Genomic DNA, 16,369 nt, shown 5'->3' on the forward strand with positions numbered 1-16,369 from the left:
TGATGCTGTTTGTCATGATATGCCGAGTCGACCCGTGCATGAGACGCCGTCGGCGCGCCACGGGCAGACCATGCCCGTGACGCGCCGTTGTACGACGATGCAGCCTGCGCCGCGACTCAGTAGTGTACGTACTCGTAGTTGCCTGCATTGTAGACGGTCATCCAGTGGGCGACACCCTGCCAGATGGAACCGCATTCGGAGATGAACACCGAACCGTCGGAGTTCACGCGTTCGACCACGGCCACGTGACCGTAGATCGGGCTGTGGCCGAGCTGGCCGGCCTTGAACACCATCGCCGCGCCGACGTGCGGCGTGCGGTTGACGAGGTAGCCGAGACGGCGACCGGAGTTCGCCCAATCCTGGCCGTTGCCCATGTAGGAGCCGGTGGGCAGATGGTAGTAGTACACGCGACGACGGTAGGCGTACCACGTGCACTGGCTCCACGGGTATGCGGAGCCGCCGACCGTGTTGCCGGTCGGGTGGCCGTAGCAGTAGGCCATGCCTTCATAGCAGTTGCCGGGCACCGTGTAGTTCATGCCGTTGGCCTGACCGGAGCCGCCGGACTGGCTGCCGCTCGAGCTGCCGGAGCCGGATCCCGAGCCGCTGCCCGAGCCGGAGCCGTTGCCGGGCTTCGACGAGGAGCCGCCGCCCGTGCTGGGCTTGGAGGTCGAACCGCCGCCGATCTGCTGCTGGCCGCCGGTGTTCGCGTTGGCGGAACCGGTGTTGTTCTGCGCGCTCCACGAGTCGATCTCGGCCTTCATCGAGACCAGATCGGCGGCCTCCTGCGCCGCCTTGCTGGTCAGGCTCTTCTTCTGCGCCTCGAGCGAGGCCCTGTCGGCGTCGCTCTTCTCGCGCAGCTGCTGCAGCTCGCTCTGCTTGGCCGCGGCGTCTTCGGCGGCCTGCTGTGCGCTGGCGGCCTGCTCGTCGGCCTGCGCCTTGAGCTGCGTGATCTCGTCCTCGATGGCGCTCAGGCGTTCACGCCGGTTCATCGACGTGTTGAGCTTGGTCGCCGCATCGTTGGCTGCGTTGGCCTCGCTACGGGTGACGGCCGCCTCGGACTGCATCTTGTTCACGAAATCCTCGGTCGTGGTGGCGTTGGTCATCACGTCCATGACGGTCGAGGCGTCGGAGCCGTGGAAGCTGTTGCGCGCCAGCTGGGCGACCGCCTCCTTGGCGTCGTCATAGTCCTCGCCGGTCTGCTTGATCTTCTCCTCGAGCGCGGCCTTGTCGTCCTTGGCCGCCTGCAGACGGTCGGCGGTCGCCTCGGCGAGGCTTTTCGCCTGCTCGGCCTTCTGCTGCGCCTGCTGAACCGCCTTCTGCGCCGCCGGGATCTGGTTTTCGGTCAAATCGTTGAGCGTGATGATCAGGTCGGCCAGCTTGGAGTCGACGCCAGCCAACTGGGCCTTGAGGCTCTGATGGCTTGACAGCTTTTTCTGGTATTCGGACATGGTGACCGCCTCGGCGCGTTCGGCGGGTGCTATCGCCGCGATGGCACCGAAGCCGAACGTGGTCGCCACGGCGAGCGCCACTGCGGTGAACGTGCGTGCACGTTTCGCCATCCTCATCATGATTGTCAGCCTTCCCTAGCCTAGAAGCATACTTGTGTCGCATTGTAGCGGACGACGCTGAACAAACGCCGGCCGCGGATACGCGCTGAGCGGAACCGTCATGCACGTCACATTCGGCACGTCACATTCCACGACGTTTGCCGTCCGCCGTCGCGTCACACCTTGAGGTAGCGTCGCAGCGAGACCGCGGACGCCACCGCCGACAGCAGCATGGCGCCGACGATCAGTCCGGGTGCGGTCAGCCAGACGGTCGTCTGCGTGATGAACGGCATCCACTGGACGCTCACGGCGAGCCAGTCGGTGACGAACACCTTGACGATGCCGCTCAGCGCGCCGACCGCGAGCACGGAGCCGAGGAACGAGGCGATCACGCCCTCGAGGATGAACGGCAGGCGGATGGTCCAGTTCGAGGCGCCGACCAGTCGCATGATCTCGGTCTCGTTGCGTCTCGAGGCCGCGCTCATGCGGATGGTGGTGGCGGTGAGCATGATGGCGACGACGATCATCACGCCGGCGAGCACGACGGTGACCAACGTGGCCCGGTTGAGCACGGCGAAGACCGGATCGAAGATCTGCCGCTGGTCGACGACCTCCTCCACGCCGGTCCTGCCGCTGAGCACTTCGGAGACGACCTGGTATTTGGTCGGGTCCTTGAGCTTGAGCCGCAGCGAGTCCTGCATGTCGGCGGCGGTGAGCGTGCGGCCCTCGTAGACGCCGTTCGGGTACTGCTTGAGGAACGTGTTCTTGAAGAAGCTTTCGCGGCTGACGTACGTGATCTTCGAGACATCGCCGCTCAGCTCGTCGTTGATGACGTTCTCAAGGTCGACGATCTCCTGCTGGGTGGGGGCCTTGCCGGTCGCGCAGGTGGCCGCCTGACTGGCGCCGTCCGGGCACAGCCAGACCACGACCTCGACCTTGTCATACCAGTCGCCCTTGGCGCGCGTGATCTGCGACTGCAGCAGCACGGACGCGCCGATGAACACGAAGGAGATGAACGTGACGAGCATCACGGAGATGATCATCGACACGTTGCGCTTCAGGCTGGTCCAGGTTTCCGAAAGGATGAACCGCATTCTCATCGTTCGCTCTCCTTGCCGTCGTTCGTGTGCTCATTGTCCTGCGTCTCGCCGTGGGCGCGGTGGTGCCGGTGCGCTCCGGACTTGGGCGGGCGCGGCGGACGGGGAGGCGCGGCGGGTGCGTTGTCGTGCGCCGTCTCTGCGTCAGTACGGTCGGCTGCGGACGCCGTATCCGCGATGTCGCCGTCGGACTCGGCCGGCTTGGCATCGGACCCGGCCGTCGTGTCGCGCTGCGCGGACGTGTCGTCGTGCTTCGACGGTGCCGGCTCAGCCGTCTCGGCCGACTGGGACGCGTTCTGGTCGCGGTTCGCACGCTCCTGCGCGGCCAGCTCGTCGAGTGACAGTCCCTTGCCCCAAGTGAGCGTGTCCTCGACGGACTGGAACGCCTCGCTGTAGCGGCCGGTGCGGCCGGAGTGCACCGAGCTGGCAAGCCGTGCGATGCCCTCGTTGCGGATCGGCTCGTTCACCGCCTTCGCCACGATCTCGACGCCTTCGACGGCGCCCTCTTCGCCGCGGGCCTCGATCGTCGGCACCGAGGACGAGCCGCCGTCGGGGCGGAACCGCGCGTCGTCGGCCACGCCGGCGCTGATCGCCTCATGAGCCTTCGACTCGACCTCGCTATCGGGGAAGAATTCCGCGGAATCATACGACCCCTGGGCCTCGTCGCGCACGATATGGCCGGTGTGCAGCTCGACCACGCGTTTGCGCATCGAGTTGACGATCTCCTCGTTATGCGTGGCCATCACGATGGTGGTGCCGGTGCGGTTGATCGCGTCCAGCACCTCCATGATGCCCAGCGAGGTGGTCGGATCGAGGTTGCCGGTCGGCTCGTCGGCCAGCAGGATCTGCGGATGGTTCACGTAGGCGCGGGCGATGGCCACGCGCTGCTGCTCGCCGCCGGACAGCTCATGCGGGTAGCTGCTCTCCTTGCCGGTCAGGCCGACGGTCTGCAGCACCTGCGGCACCAGCGAGCGGATGGCCGAACGCCGCGTGCCGATCACCTCGAGCGCGAACGCCACGTTCTGCCACACCGTCTTGTTGGCAAGCAGCTTGTAGTCCTGGAACACGAAGCCAATGGTGCGCCGGTACTGGGGCACCTGACGGTTCGTCAGACGGCGAAGGTCGTTGCCGGCGACGCGGATCTCGCCGTCGGTCGCCTCCTCCTCGCGCAACAGCAGGCTCAGCAGCGTCGTCTTGCCGGAACCCGACGCCCCCACAAGAAAGACGAAATCGCCTCGGTTGATCTCCAGGCTGATGTCGTCCAAAGCCGGCCTCGTGCCCTTCGGATACACCTTGCTCACATGGTCCAGCGTGATGAGCGCCATGATGTTCCCCCACAATCCTGATATCTGTATATATGGTCGTCGGCCGCCCCCTCACAGGACGGCGGGCGGCCGACGTGACGCATCTCTCCGCACGCCTGAGACGGCCGGCGTGACGCTCCCCCAGTCAGCTTCGCCGACAGCCCCCTGTGCCGAGGGGGCGAGGAAACAACCGTCCCAAGTGCGGCGGGATGTTAGTCCTGATCCTGCTCGGCCTGACGACGCTGCTCGTGACGCCAGCGGATGCCGGCCTCGATGAAGCCGTCGATGTCGCCGTCGAACACGGCCTGCGTCTGGCTCGTCTCGTAGCCGGTGCGCAGGTCCTTGACCATCTGGTACGGGTGCAGCACATAGGAGCGCATCTGATCGCCCCAGCTGGCCTTGATGTCGCCCGCGAGCTCCTTCTTCTTCTTGGCCTCCTCCTCGTGGCGCAGCACCAGCAGTCGCGACTGCAGCACGGCCATGGCGGCGGCACGGTTCTGGATCTGCGAACGCTCATCCTGCATGGTCACGACGATGCCGGTGGGAAGGTGGGTGATGCGCACGGCGGAATACGTCGTGTTCACGCCCTGGCCGCCGGGGCCGGAGGAGCAGTAGGTGTCGACGCGGATGTCCGTATCCGGGATGTCGATGTGATCGGTCGCCTCGACGAGCGGCACCACCTCGACGGCGGCGAAGCTGGTCTGACGGCGTCCCTGGTTGTCGAACGGGCTGATGCGCACCAGACGATGCGTGCCGCCCTCGACGGACAGTCGGCCGTATGCGTACGGCGCATCCACCTGGAACGTGGCGGACTTGATGCCCGCCTCCTCGGCGTAGGACGTGTCCATGACCTTGGCCTTGAAGCCCTCACGCTCGCAGTAGCGCAGGTACATGCGCAACAGCATCTGCGCGAAGTCGGCCGCATCCACGCCGCCCGCGCCGGAGCGGATCGTCACGACCGCGGAACGCTCGTCGTATTCGCCGTCAAGCAGGGTCTGGATCTCCATGTCATCCAGCTCCTGGGCGATGGACTCGACCTCCGTCTTCGCCTCGGCGAGCGAATCGGCGTCCTCCATCTCACGGCCAAGCTCGACGAGCGTCTCCACATCGTCGATGCGGCGCTGGGCGCCGTTCAGCCGCTTCAGCTGCGACTGGGCCGCCGACAGACGGCTCGTCACCTTCTGCGCGTTCTCCGGATCATCCCACAGGCCAGGCTTGGCGGCCTCCTCCTCAAGCTCCTTGACCTGCTGCGTCAGCCGATCGGTATCGAGGGCCTTCGCGATGGACTCGTATTTGGCGCGGGCGTCCGAAATCGCCTGCGCGTAATCAAACTCTGCCATGTTCTACCACCATATTCATTGTCTTCATGAAGATTCACGACCGCACGGCGCCACCACCGCCGACCGTCATGCACGAATCGTCCTCGCGCATGGGACCGCGACGCGGGAAACGGGAAAAAGGTCGTCAAAGACCCGCATACACAGCGGGAATGACCAGGCTCACGAGCATGGCCGCGGCAATGACGATGCACACCGCACGCATGATATTGCGGCGGCGGCGTTCGCGCTGCTCCCGTTCGGCCCTGTAGTCACTCATGGTCACAATCGTAGCGTCCCGGCTCGATTTATGGCGCCGCGGCGATACGTCCAGAGCGAAATCCCGGCCGCACCGCCGGCCAAACGCATGCCACGTTCCGACCGCCGCGCACGATACGGCCCACGGCATCGCCTACCATGGGTGACATCGACGGATGACGCCGTCCGTGACCGGCCGCATCATCCCCACGAATCCACATCGCAACCCACATCGCAAGGAGACACATCGCATGACCAACGAACGCATCGCATGGGGCTGGGGTCTGGCGAGCATCGACGCCGCCGGCACCACGCTCGACGTATGGTATCCGCAGGCCGCACTCGGCGCGGCGCCCGCCGAAGCCGACCGCCCGGCGCACGGCTTCGACGCCGTCGCCTACAACGAACCGGACGAGCGCGGCGTGCGACGGGTGCCCGTGTTCACCGTCAGCCACCTCGACGAACCCATCACGGACGCCGCCGACGCCTACCTGCGCCTCCATCTGCTGTCCATGCGCCTCGCCAAGCCGAACACGCTCAACCTCGACGGCATCTTCGCCAAGCTCAACAACGTCGTGTGGACGAACTACGGCCCCTTCGCCGTCGAGGACTTCGCCCAGCGCCGCCTCGACGTCATGGCCGCGGCCCGGCACGCCGCGCCCGGCATGCCGCACGCCGACGTCAACGTGCTGTCCATCGACAAGTTCCCGTGCATGGTCGACTACGTGGTCCCCACCGGCGTACGCATCGGCGACGCCGACCGCGTCCGCCTCGGCGCCTACCTGTCGGAAGGCACCACCGTCATGCACGCGGGCTTCGTCAACTTCAACGCCGGCACCCTCGGCGTATCCATGGTCGAAGGCCGCGTCTCGCAGGGCGTCGTAGTCGGCAACGGATCCGACATCGGCGGCGGCGCCTCCATCATGGGCACCCTCTCCGGCGGCGGCAAGCTGCGCAACTCCATCGGCGAGCACTCGCTGCTCGGCGCCAACGCCGGCATCGGCATCTCGCTGGGCGACAACTGCGTCGTCGAAGCCGGCCTCTACGTGACCGCCGGCACCAAGGTCACCATCTACGACAAGGCCAAGGTGGCCGCCGGCGAACCGCTCGACGTGGTCAAGGGCGCCGACCTGAGCGGCAAGGACAACATCCTCTTCATCCGCAACTCGGTCAACGGCCGCATCGAGGCGAGGTACCGGAAGACCGGGATCGAGCTCAACGCCAAACTCCACAAGAACTGATTTTGGGATAATGGAGCGTTTTCGTCGTTGCTCCTCAGTCGACGTGCTTAAGCACGCCTTCCCTCGGTGCGCCTAGAAACCGCACGCATTATCCCAAAATCACGCCATCCGGCGGAGCGTCCTCTGCGTTGCTCCTCGGTCGACGTGCCTGAGCACGCCTTCCCTCGGTGATTGTCCCGAACTTGGCCCCCTCGGTGGAGGGCCGAGCCGTCAAGCAAACGCCAGAGGCGTTTGTAGGCGAGGTGCGAGCGACAGCGAGCCAGCATTGAGTCTGCCGAAGGCAGTCCTTAATTGCAGGACGCTGGCAGCCGTAGGCTGACTGGGGGAGCGTATGCTGCCGAAGGCGCCAATACCACGGCATCGCGCTGCAGCGCGATACGTTGTTTCCTGGCGGCACTACATGCCGCTGTCGCTCCCCCAGTCACGGCCTGCGGCCGCGACAGCCCCCTCCACCGAGGGGGCCGAGGGACGAAACAGCACAATCCACAACTGCGACACGCCCGGGAATGTGGATAACCGGCAAGCTCCGACCACATTCGTCATCCGATTGGACAGCGCCGTCCGACCTCCGCTAGCGTGGCCTGTACCGTGCGGCCGGCACCCCGGTCGCCCATTGTTTCACAAGTCTGTTTCACAGACGCCGACCACCGCGAAGGAGCATCATGACCATTCCCCAGCATTCCCAGCCGCCGCCCATGCCACAGCCGCCCAACGTCCAGCCACATGCCGTCGCACCATCGCGCGGCGCACGCACGCTGCGCACAGTGGGCGTCATACTGCTGACGCTCGGCCTTGCCATGGCGGCCGCGACCATCGGCTGCATACTGTACTTGGAACGCGGCGACTACCGGTATGAGGACGCCCTCGTGCTCATGCTCGCACTGGCGTTAGGCTCCATCGGCGTCGCATTGCTGCTCGTTGCGACGATTCTGCTGGTCACCGCGCTGTGCATGTCCGTTTCGGCAAGACGACGGGCGGCCATACCGCCGCCGACCAGTCAGCCGGCGCCAATCAGCCAGCCGCAGCCGTTCAGTCAGCCGTGGCGAGAGCCTGCGGATGGCGGGCGCGCATGATCTCCAGCGCGTGCGCGAGGTCCGCGGGATACTGTGATTCGACCGTGGTCCAGACGTGCGTGCGCGGATGCTTGAATTCGAGTTTCATCGCGTGCAGCCACTGCCGCTCCAGACCCAGTTCCTGCGCGGTCACCGGATTGGCGCCGTACATCGGGTCGCCGACCAGCGGATGGCCGATGGAGGAGAAATGCACGCGGATCTGATGGGTGCGACCGGTCTCCAGATTGACGGAGACCAGCGTCGCCTCGCCGAACCGCTCCATCACGTCCCAATGCGTGACTGCAGGTTTGCCTGACGGGGTGACGCAGAACCGGAAGTCGGAGACCTTGGCACGGCCGATCGGCGCCTCGATGGTCGCCTTGTCCTCCTTAAGGTTGCCTTGCACGAGGGCGTGATAGGTCTTGACCACCTCATGCTCGGCGAACTGCCGGCGCATCTCGCGGTATGCGAGGTCGGACTTGCACACCAGCATGAGTCCCGACGTGCCCACGTCGAGCCGTGAGACGATGCCCTGCCGTCCGGGGGCGCCGTATGAGGTGATGTGCACGCCGCGGTCGAGCAGGCTGCCGAGCACCGTCGGCCCCGTCCATCCTGCGGACGCGTGCGCGGCGACGCCGACCGGCTTGTCGACAACGACCACGTCATCGTCCTCGTACACGATGGCCATGTCGTGGCAGATCGGCTCCGGCTCCTCCCGCTCCTCCGTCATGTCGAATTCGACGGTCTCCCCCGCCATGAGGATGCCCGACTTGGCGATGGGCCGGTCCAGCACCCTCGCCTGGTTGGATTCGATGAGATCGGCCGCCTTGGCGCGCGATATGCCGAGCATCTTGGAGACCGCGACGTCGAAGCGCAGCCCGATGAGGGCATCCGGGGCGGGAACAAGACGACTCATCTGGCGTGCTCCCCCGCGCCAGCAAGCTTGTCGGAATCCTGCGCGTCAGCCGAGGCTGCAGCCGCGGGCGAAGCCGACGCTCCGACCTCGGAAGAAGCCGCCTGCAGGTCCTTCTCGCCGAACGGGACGCCGCACAGAATCAGCACGACGAACACCACGCCGGCGACGACCAGGTAGATGTCGGCCACATTGCCGACGGACCACCCGTAGTCAAGAAAATCCACGACCTTGCCGTTGAGGAACCCGTCGGCATAGGCGACGCGATCGATGAGGTTGCCGAACGCACCGGCAAAGGCCAGCGCGAGCGTCGCCGTCCAGCGCATGGAGATGGTCCGCGCCGCCAGAACGATCATGACGATGCATGCCACGATGGCGAGCAGCGTGATCATCCAGGTGCTGCCGGAGCCGAACCCCAGCGAGGCACCTGGATTACGTACCAGCGTCAGCGAAAGCAGTCGGGGAATGACCTCGACCGTACGGCCGTCGCCAAGCGCCGTCAACGCCAGGTATTTCGTGCCCTGGTCGATGATGAGCGCCACGACGGCCATGGATGCAAAGACGGCCGCGCGTGTACGCAGCCGTCCTTGAAGCGATGCCATCGATCAGTCCGCCTGCTTGCCGATCTGGCTGTAGTTGTTCGTGTCGGAGACCTGGCGCGACAGCTGGCCGAGGAAGTCGGTCAGGCGCGCACGGTATTCCGTCTCGAACTGCTTGAGGCCCTGGATGTTGCCCTCGATGACCTTGGACTGCGTGGTGAGCTTGTCACGCACGGACTGCGCGTAGTCGTCGGCGGCGGAACGGGTCTTCGTATCGTACTCGGCGGCGCGGCGACGCACTTCGGCCTCGTAGTTGTCGGCCTGCTTCTGCGTGTTGTCGCGGTAGGTGTCCGCATCCTGGCGGGTCTTCACCGAGTAGGCGTCCGCGTCGGAACGGGTGCGCTCGGAGTAGGCGTCCGCGTCGGCGTGCACCTGCTTGTTGTAGTCGTCGGCCTCGGTGCGGGTGCGGGACGAGTAGTCGTTGGCCTTGGTGACCAGCTCGTTGTACTTGTTCTGGCTGGCTTCAGTGATCTCCTTGGCCTTGGCCTTGCCCTTGTCGACGTACTGGTCGTGCAGCTGCATGGCCAGCGTCAGCATGGCGGTGGCGCGCTCGGGCTCGGTGCCTGCGCCGGCGGCGGCGCCTGCGATCTTCTGCAGGCTGCCGGTCTCGGTGCTCGGCTCGACCTTGGAGACCTGCTGGCGCAGCTGGTCCTCACGCTGCTTGGACTCTTCGAGCTGGCGAGCGAGATCGGAGGCCTGCGCGGCCTGCTGCTGGAGCGCGGTGAACTTCTTCTGCGCGTCGGCCAGCTGCTGCTGGTAGGACGCGGCCTGCTGCTGGGCGGCCTGCAGACGGCTGGACATGTCCTGCGCGCTGGCACGGTACTGGTCGCGCTCATGCTGGACGGAGGTCAGCTGCGCGGCGACGTCGGCCTGGCCGGAGGCCTTCGCGGCCTGCGCGGTCAGCTGGTCGACCTGGGCGCTCAGACGGTCCACCTGCTCCTTGAGCTGCTCGTTCTGCTGCGAGAGGGCACGGTTGCTTTCCTCGGCCTCGGTCAGCTTCGCGGCGGCGACCTGAGCGGCCTGGGCATCCTTGCCACCCGTCGCCGAAGCGGACTTCAGCTGCTGGTTCTCGTTCTGCAGCGACTGCACCTGCGCGGTCAACTCGGAGATCTTGGCGTTCAGCTTGGTGACGTCCGGCCCCAGCGACTGCGTCGCCTGGCCGCCCGCCGCGGCCTGCTTGCCCAGCGCCTCGACGGTCTCCGTCACCTGATCAAGAAAATCATCGACCTCGTCGACGTCATAGCCTTCCTTGAAACGCACGGTCTGGAAGGTATGCTCCCTAATATCTTTCGGCGTCAAAAGAGCCATAAAACTTACACCTCGCTTTGGGCACGATGCCTCGCTGTGTTGGTATCAACTTCCGATGCTATCACGAACCCTGAGAGAATACCCCGTTCTTGCGCGATTACGCGTCTTTTATATCAATATTCGCAACACCACCAGCGCCGTGTAGAGCACGATGAAGCTCACGTCCATGGCGATCGGACCCATGGGAATCGGCCGGATGTAGCGTCTGAGCCATCGCAACGGCGGCTCGGTCAGCGAGTAGATGATGTCGATGAGCGAGGCGACGACGCCACGCGGACGCCAACGCGGGGCGAGCACGGCCACCCAGTCGACGATCATGCGGATGAACAGCACCGTGATGTACGCCTCGATGATGCGGTCGACGACGAGTTGAAGGATGGTAAGCAGCATGCAGTTCAGCCTATCAGCCCAGCTCAACGTCAGCTGGACGCCGCCTGCCTGCCAGCTTGGAGCGGTGCGACTGCGTGCGCGTCGCCGCGTCATGCCGTCTGAGATACGACAAAGGCGGCATGGTGGAAATCCATGCCGCCGCCTTGCATATCGGCTATTGCGAACCCGGTCGGCACTGCAGCGGTCGCCGCGAACCGACGGCAGAGACCCGCCGACGACGGTTCTCAGTCAGCGAACAGATCGTGCGCCGAGGACGGCTTCTGCGGTTCCTCGACCTTGATGTTGACCTGCGCGGGGCTGAGCAGGAACACGCGCGGCGTGACCCGTTCGATGGAGCCGCGCACGCCGAACACCACGCCTGCCGAGAAGTCGACGATGCGGTAGGCGACAGCTTCGGAGACGCCGGTGAGGTTGAGCACGACCGGCACGCCGTCGCGGATGGCACGGCCCACGAGCTGGGCGTCCTCATACGACTTGGGGTGGATGGTGGTGATGCGGCTGACGCGGCCCTGGAACGGGTTCGACTCGCGTGCCGGAGCCGCGGACTGCGCCGGCGCGGGCGACGCGGTGGAGACCGGCGTCACCGAATGGTCGGAGTCGAAACCGGTGTCCTCCTGCGCGTCGTCGATCGGCTCATCGTCGTCGACGACGTCCGCCATGCCGAGATACGACATCGCGCTTCTCATAAACCCAGCCATGACTGTTCAGTTCCTTTCGGCAACGCCTGCGGTCAGCGCAGGAAATCGGGGATGTCCAAATCGCCCAGGTCGTTGCCGGGCGTGACGATATCGTGTTCGGTGGTGTCGTCGTCGAACGGCAGCGACGCGGCGCCGCCCTTGCGCAGTGCGAAGTCGGGCACCGGCCGCACCGGCGGCGTGACCATGGTGTTCGGGTTTTGCTGCGTGTGGGTGGGGATGGCCGGCGCCGGAGCGGCCGCGTGGGTCTGCTGGGCGGCGGCGGAGACGTACGCGGACGTGTAGGTCGCCGTGTGCGCGGCCGTGGAGTTCTGCGCCGGCGCCGCGGAAGCGGCCGGGGCGGAAGTCGTGGCGGAGGCGGCGGCGTTCTTCATGGACGGCACGTTCGTGTTCTTCGAGTCGGCGTCGAAGCCGGCCGCGATGACGGTGACGCGGACCTCGTCGCCGTAGGCGTCGTCGAGCGCGAGACCCCAGATGATCTGGGCTTCGGGGTGGATGGCCTTGCGCACGAGCTCGGTCGCGGCGGAGGCCTCCTGCAGCTTGAGGTCGGTCGGGCCGGCGATGTTGATGAGCGCGCCGTGCGCCCCTTCGACGCTGGATTCGAGCAGCGGCGAGCTGATGGCGATCTCGGCGGCCTGGGTGGCGCGGTCCTCGCCCCGGGCGGAGCCGATGCCGAACAGCGCGGTGCCGGCGCCGCGCAGGATGGCGGTGACGTCGGAGAAGTCGACGTGGATGTACGAGTTCATGGTGATCAGGTCGGTGATGCCCTGGACGCCGGCGAGCAGCGCGGAGTCGGCCGTCTTGAACGCGTCGACGATGCCGATGGTGCGGTCGGAGAGCTCGAGCAGGCGGTCGTTGGGGATGACGATCAGCGCGTCGACCTCCTTGCGCAGGTTCTCGATGCCGAGGTCGGCGGACGCGGAACGCTGCGGGCCTTCGAAGGTGAACGGACGGGTGACCACGGCGATGGTCAGCGCGCCCTGCTGATGCGCGGCGCGGGCCACGATCGGGCTTGCGCCGGTGCCGGTGCCGCCGCCTTCGCCGCAGGTCACGAACACCATGTCGGCGCCCTTGAGCGCCTCCTCGATGTCGGACTGGTGGTCCTGCGCGGCCTTGCAGCCTCGCTCCGGGTCGGCGCCCGCGCCGAGTCCACGGCTGGACGCGTCGTTCAGCGAAATCTTCACGTCGGCATCGGACCGCAGCAGATCCTTCGCGTCGGTGTTGACGGCAACGAACTGCACGTTCTGCAGACCCTCTGCGATCATGCGGTTAACGGCATTGCCGCCGGCTCCACCGACACCGACGACTTTGATGTTGGTCCTGTCGTTGAAATTGTCAGTCTGGGCAATCTCGCTCACCATTGTCTCCTGTCACTCACGGTTACGCACAACTTTATCGCAGAACCGTTAATTATAAAGCTCATTTCTCGGCGTGTACCCACGTTTTTCCATGGGTCTCACACAAAACGACACGCCCGGGGCTCCCCGGCCGCGTCCATCGCGCCCACGTGCACGGCCGGCGATCAGTATCCGGCGTCCATCGGGTCGTCGCCGAACAGCGTCTCGCGCTCCTCATGGGTCGTGGTGCGCGAATCCAGCCACCCGTAGGGCAGATGGACCTTTTTGGCGAAGCGCACGCGGCCGCGCGGCTTGTCCTTGACCCTCTCGGGGAACCTGACCGTGGGGTCGAGCTCGCCGATCTCGCGGTCCACGTCCGACAGGCTCTCGCATTCCATGAACGCCTTGCGCGTCGAGCCGCCGACCGGGAACCCCTTGAGGTACCAGGCGATGTGCTTGCGCAGGTCGTGCACGGCCATCCGCTCGTCGCCGTCGTAGAACTCGGTGAGCAGCGCCGCGTGACGCCTGATGACGTCGCACACCTCGCCCAGCGTGGGGTCGGTGCGCTCGTCGCTGCCGGCGAAGGCGTGCTTGATGTCGGCGAACAGCCACGGCCGCCCCTGGCAGCCGCGGCCGATGGCGACGCCGGCGCACCCGGTCTCGCGCACCATCTCGAGCGCGTCCTCCGCACCCCAGATGTCGCCGTTGCCGAACACGGGGATGTCGAGCGCCGAGACCAGCTCGCCGATGCGGCTCCAGTCGGAGTGGCCGCCGTAATACTCGGCGGTCGTGCGCGCGTGGAGCGTGACCGCGGCGCAACCCTCCTCCTGGGCGATGTGCCCGGCTTCGAGGAACGTCTCGTGCTCGTGGTCGATGCCGACGCGGATCTTCGCGGTGACCGGGATGCCGGCCTCGCCGCACACGCGCACGACCCGCTGGATGATGTCGCGGAACAGGTCGGTCTTCCATGGCAGGGCCGAGCCACCGCCGCGGCGCGTGACCTTAGGCACCGGGCAGCCGAAGTTGAGGTCCACATGGTCGGCCATGCCGTTGTCGACGACGATGCGCGCCGCCTGCTCCACGATCGCCGGGTTCACGCCGTACAGCTGCAGCGAGCGGGTCTTCTCGCCCGGCGCGAACCGGCACAGCCGCAGCGCCTTCGGGTTGCGGGCCACCAACGCGCGCGCGGTGATCATCTCCGCCACGTACAGGCCGTCCGGGCCGTATCCTTCGCAGATCACGCGGAACGGCCAGTTGGTCACGCCCGCCATCGGCGAGAGCATGACCGGGGTCGGCACGGTGATACGACCGAGTTTCACCGGCGCGATGGTCACCGGTGCGGGTGCGCCGGCCACCTTGGCGGCCGCGTCGGTGCGCGGGTCGAGGTTGTCGGTCTCGTGGGGTGCGTTGATGATGGTTTCCATGAATCCTCTCGGCTCTTGCGGGCAGGGGCTGTCGGACCTCAGGTGAGACTGAGGGTGGTCCAGCTGTTGCGATGGACCACCCTCAGTCCGGCATTGCGCCGGCCAGCTCCCGCCGACGGGAGCGACTCACCTGTATCGGGGTGCGGCGACGGTCAGTACAGGCCGCCGGCCTCGTTGATCTTCACGGTGTCGGGCCACGCCTCGCCGCCCATGGAAACCGGCTTGGAGGGCACGCGCACGCGCTTCTCGCCGATGCGCGAGTCGACGTATTCGGCCACGCGGTCGAGCGCGACGCGCTCCTGATTCATGGTGTCGCGGTCGCGGATGGTGACGGCCTGGTCGTCGATCGTGTCGAAGTCGACGGTCACGCACAGCGGCGTGCCGATCTCGTCCTCACGACGGTAGCGGCGGCCGATGGCGCCGGCCTCGTCGTAGTCGATCATCCACTCGTGCTGACGCAGGTCGGAGGCGAGGTTCTGCGCGATGTTCTGCAGCTCGGGCTTCTTGCTCAGCGGAAGCACGGCGGCCTTGATGGGGGCCAGGCGCGGGTCGAGGCGCAGCACGGTGCGCTTGTCGACGCCGCCCTTGGTGTTCGGCGCCTCGTCCACGTCGTAGGCGTCCACGAGGAAGCACATGAGCGAGCGGGTCAGGCCGGCGGCCGGCTCGATGACGTACGGCACGTACTTCTCGCCGGTGGCCTGGTTGAAGTAGCTCAGGTCCTCGCCGGAGTGCTTCATGTGGGCGTTGAGGTCGAAGTCGGTGCGGTTGGCGATGCCTTCGAGCTCGCCCCAGTCGGAGCCCTGGAAGCCGAACTTGTACTCGATGTCGACGGTGCGCTTGGAGTAGTGGGCGAGCTTGTCCTTCGGGTGCTCGTAGTGGCGCAGGTTCTCGGGCTTGACGCCGAGGTCGAGGTACCACTGGGTGCGCGCGTCGATCCAGTACTGGTGCCAGTCCTCGTCGGTGCCGGGCTCGACGAAGAACTCCATCTCCATCTGCTCGAACTCGCGGGTGCGGAAGATGAAGTTGCCGGGCGTGATCTCGTTACGGAACGACTTGCCCATGTTGGCGATGCCGAACGGCGGCTTGGAGCGCGAGGAGGTCATCACGTTCTTGAAGTCCACGAAGATGCCCTGCGCGGTCTCCGGGCGCAGGTAGTGCAGGCTGTTCTCGTCCTCGACGGGGCCGAGGTGCGTGCGCAGCATCATGTTGAAGTCGCGCGGCTCGGTCCACTTGCCGCGGGTGCCGCAGTCGGGGCAGACGATGTCGGCCATGCCGTTCTCCGGCAGCTTGTCGCCGTGCTTCTCGGCGTAGGACTCCTGCAGCTTGTCGGCGCGGTTGCGCTTGTGGCAGTTGAGGCACTCGACCAGCGGGTCGTTGAACACGGCGACGTGGCCGGAGGCGACCCATACCGGGGTCGGCAGGATGATGGACGTGTCCACGCCCACGACATCACCGCGGGTGACGACCATGGAACGCCACCATTCGCGCTTGATGTTGTCCTTCAGCGCGACGCCGAGGGGACCGTAATCCCAAGCGGAGCGGGTGCCGCCGTAGATCTCGCCGGCGGGGAACACGAAGCCGCGACGCTTCGCAAGGGATACGACTTCATCGAGTTTGGATACAGCCACAATGCACCTTCTGGTTTGAACGGTTTGGGGACTTGATGTTACCGTGCCGAGTCTAGTTGGCGGCGATGACAGCCGGCGTACCATGCCTGCGGCTCCCTCCTATGACCGTATACGAGGAAAGCCCCCGCACGGATGAACTGCGCCCCAAAAGTTGGACGTGGTTTATTAAAGGGTACCAGACCGGGCTGTGGGGAACGTGTCCCGGAATTCCTCCGGGGTCAGTCCCCCCAGCCGTTCCTGGCGTCGTTTGGTGTTCCAGT

General features: G+C 66.1%; 15 protein-coding genes. 2 read left to right on the top strand and 13 right to left on the bottom strand.

Translation table 11 applies throughout. From position 1 onward, the window contains the following. Window positions 1-116 precede the first annotated feature (116 nt). From F7D09_RS05225 to F7D09_RS11610, 5 genes are all read right to left on the bottom strand, one after another. Window positions 117-1,568, bottom strand: a complete 1,452-nt coding sequence (locus F7D09_RS05225) for a CHAP domain-containing protein (RefSeq protein WP_152234359.1) — start codon at window positions 1,566-1,568, stop codon at window positions 117-119. A 155-nt stretch (window positions 1,569-1,723) separates the two neighbouring features. Further along, a complete protein-coding gene (gene ftsX / locus F7D09_RS05230; protein WP_152234360.1) occupies window positions 1,724-2,647 on the bottom strand; it encodes a permease-like cell division protein FtsX in 924 nt (307 codons plus the stop codon). Beyond that, window positions 2,644-3,969 carry a cell division ATP-binding protein FtsE gene (ftsE, locus tag F7D09_RS05235; RefSeq protein ID WP_152234361.1) on the bottom strand — a complete coding sequence of 442 codons (1,326 nt, stop codon included), beginning with the start codon at window positions 3,967-3,969 and terminating at the stop codon, window positions 2,644-2,646. Before ftsE ends, ftsX begins: the two co-directional genes overlap by 4 nt. Window positions 3,970-4,160: 191 nt before the next feature. Further along, the gene (prfB, locus tag F7D09_RS05240) at window positions 4,161-5,288 is read right to left on the bottom strand and encodes a peptide chain release factor 2 (protein ID WP_152234362.1); all 1,128 of its coding nucleotides are present in this window, start codon (window positions 5,286-5,288) and stop codon (window positions 4,161-4,163) included. A gap of 124 nt (window positions 5,289-5,412) precedes the next feature. After that, window positions 5,413-5,544 (bottom strand): hypothetical protein, encoded by a 132-nt coding sequence (locus F7D09_RS11610; RefSeq protein WP_264371978.1) that lies wholly within the window; start codon window positions 5,542-5,544, stop codon window positions 5,413-5,415. A 229-nt stretch (window positions 5,545-5,773) separates the two neighbouring features. On the opposite strand from F7D09_RS11610, the gene dapD reads away from it, so the two are divergent. Beyond that, on the top strand, window positions 5,774-6,763 hold the full coding sequence (gene dapD / locus F7D09_RS05245) for a 2,3,4,5-tetrahydropyridine-2,6-dicarboxylate N-succinyltransferase (RefSeq protein ID WP_152234363.1): 990 nt from the start codon (window positions 5,774-5,776) through the stop codon (window positions 6,761-6,763). A 662-nt stretch (window positions 6,764-7,425) separates the two neighbouring features. Further along, the gene (locus F7D09_RS05250) at window positions 7,426-7,836 is read left to right on the top strand and encodes a hypothetical protein (protein WP_152234364.1); all 411 of its coding nucleotides are present in this window, start codon (window positions 7,426-7,428) and stop codon (window positions 7,834-7,836) included. On the opposite strand, the gene F7D09_RS05255 is transcribed toward F7D09_RS05250, so the two are convergent. The 8 genes from F7D09_RS05255 to F7D09_RS05290 form a co-directional block, all read right to left on the bottom strand. Continuing rightward, on the bottom strand, window positions 7,793-8,731 hold the full coding sequence (locus F7D09_RS05255; RefSeq protein WP_152234365.1) for an RluA family pseudouridine synthase: 939 nt from the start codon (window positions 8,729-8,731) through the stop codon (window positions 7,793-7,795). The genes F7D09_RS05250 and F7D09_RS05255 overlap by 44 nt on opposite strands. Continuing rightward, entirely contained in the window at window positions 8,728-9,330 is a 603-nt protein-coding gene (gene lspA / locus F7D09_RS05260) for a signal peptidase II (protein WP_152234366.1), read from the bottom strand. The genes F7D09_RS05255 and lspA overlap by 4 nt, the downstream gene beginning before the upstream one ends. 3 nt (window positions 9,331-9,333) lie before the next feature. Further along, window positions 9,334-10,635 (bottom strand): DivIVA domain-containing protein, encoded by a 1,302-nt coding sequence (locus F7D09_RS05265; RefSeq protein WP_152234367.1) that lies wholly within the window; start codon window positions 10,633-10,635, stop codon window positions 9,334-9,336. A 108-nt stretch (window positions 10,636-10,743) separates the two neighbouring features. Beyond that, window positions 10,744-11,025: a YggT family protein gene (locus F7D09_RS05270; protein ID WP_152234368.1), complete on the bottom strand. Its 282-nt coding sequence runs from the start codon at window positions 11,023-11,025 to the stop codon at window positions 10,744-10,746. A gap of 224 nt (window positions 11,026-11,249) precedes the next feature. Continuing rightward, window positions 11,250-11,723: a cell division protein SepF gene (locus F7D09_RS05275; protein ID WP_152234369.1), complete on the bottom strand. Its 474-nt coding sequence runs from the start codon at window positions 11,721-11,723 to the stop codon at window positions 11,250-11,252. A 32-nt stretch (window positions 11,724-11,755) separates the two neighbouring features. Beyond that, on the bottom strand, window positions 11,756-13,078 hold the full coding sequence (gene ftsZ / locus F7D09_RS05280; protein ID WP_152234375.1) for a cell division protein FtsZ: 1,323 nt from the start codon (window positions 13,076-13,078) through the stop codon (window positions 11,756-11,758). Between the two features lie 164 nt (window positions 13,079-13,242). Continuing rightward, on the bottom strand, window positions 13,243-14,481 hold the full coding sequence (gene dusB, locus F7D09_RS05285) for a tRNA dihydrouridine synthase DusB (RefSeq protein WP_152234370.1): 1,239 nt from the start codon (window positions 14,479-14,481) through the stop codon (window positions 13,243-13,245). A 152-nt stretch (window positions 14,482-14,633) separates the two neighbouring features. Then, window positions 14,634-16,109, bottom strand: coding sequence for a glycine--tRNA ligase (locus F7D09_RS05290; RefSeq protein WP_152234371.1), 1,476 nt, complete (start codon window positions 16,107-16,109; stop codon window positions 14,634-14,636). Window positions 16,110-16,369: the final 260 nt, after the last annotated feature.

The sequence above is a fragment of the Bifidobacterium leontopitheci genome (genome assembly GCF_009193355.1).
Lineage (GTDB): Bacteria > Actinomycetota > Actinomycetes > Actinomycetales > Bifidobacteriaceae > Bifidobacterium > Bifidobacterium leontopitheci.

What these genes read in the sequence shown, in the direction of transcription:
- F7D09_RS05250 (WP_152234364.1), top strand. Translation starts at nt 7,426, where the DNA reads ATGACCATTCCCCAGCATTCCCAGCCGCCGCCCATGCCACAGCCGCCC.
- F7D09_RS11610 (WP_264371978.1), bottom strand. Translation starts at nt 5,544, where the DNA reads ATGAGTGACTACAGGGCCGAACGGGAGCAGCGCGAACGCCGCCGCCGC.
- F7D09_RS05265 (WP_152234367.1), bottom strand. Translation starts at nt 10,635, where the DNA reads ATGGCTCTTTTGACGCCGAAAGATATTAGGGAGCATACCTTCCAGACC.
- ftsE (WP_152234361.1), bottom strand. Translation starts at nt 3,969, where the DNA reads ATGGCGCTCATCACGCTGGACCATGTGAGCAAGGTGTATCCGAAGGGC.
- ftsX (WP_152234360.1), bottom strand. Translation starts at nt 2,647, where the DNA reads ATGAGAATGCGGTTCATCCTTTCGGAAACCTGGACCAGCCTGAAGCGC.
- prfB (WP_152234362.1), bottom strand. Translation starts at nt 5,288, where the DNA reads ATGGCAGAGTTTGATTACGCGCAGGCGATTTCGGACGCCCGCGCCAAA.
- dusB (WP_152234370.1), bottom strand. Translation starts at nt 14,481, where the DNA reads ATGGAAACCATCATCAACGCACCCCACGAGACCGACAACCTCGACCCG.
- F7D09_RS05270 (WP_152234368.1), bottom strand. Translation starts at nt 11,025, where the DNA reads ATGCTGCTTACCATCCTTCAACTCGTCGTCGACCGCATCATCGAGGCG.
- F7D09_RS05275 (WP_152234369.1), bottom strand. Translation starts at nt 11,723, where the DNA reads ATGGCTGGGTTTATGAGAAGCGCGATGTCGTATCTCGGCATGGCGGAC.
- F7D09_RS05225 (WP_152234359.1), bottom strand. Translation starts at nt 1,568, where the DNA reads ATGATGAGGATGGCGAAACGTGCACGCACGTTCACCGCAGTGGCGCTC.
- dapD (WP_152234363.1), top strand. Translation starts at nt 5,774, where the DNA reads ATGACCAACGAACGCATCGCATGGGGCTGGGGTCTGGCGAGCATCGAC.
- lspA (WP_152234366.1), bottom strand. Translation starts at nt 9,330, where the DNA reads ATGGCATCGCTTCAAGGACGGCTGCGTACACGCGCGGCCGTCTTTGCA.
- F7D09_RS05255 (WP_152234365.1), bottom strand. Translation starts at nt 8,731, where the DNA reads ATGAGTCGTCTTGTTCCCGCCCCGGATGCCCTCATCGGGCTGCGCTTC.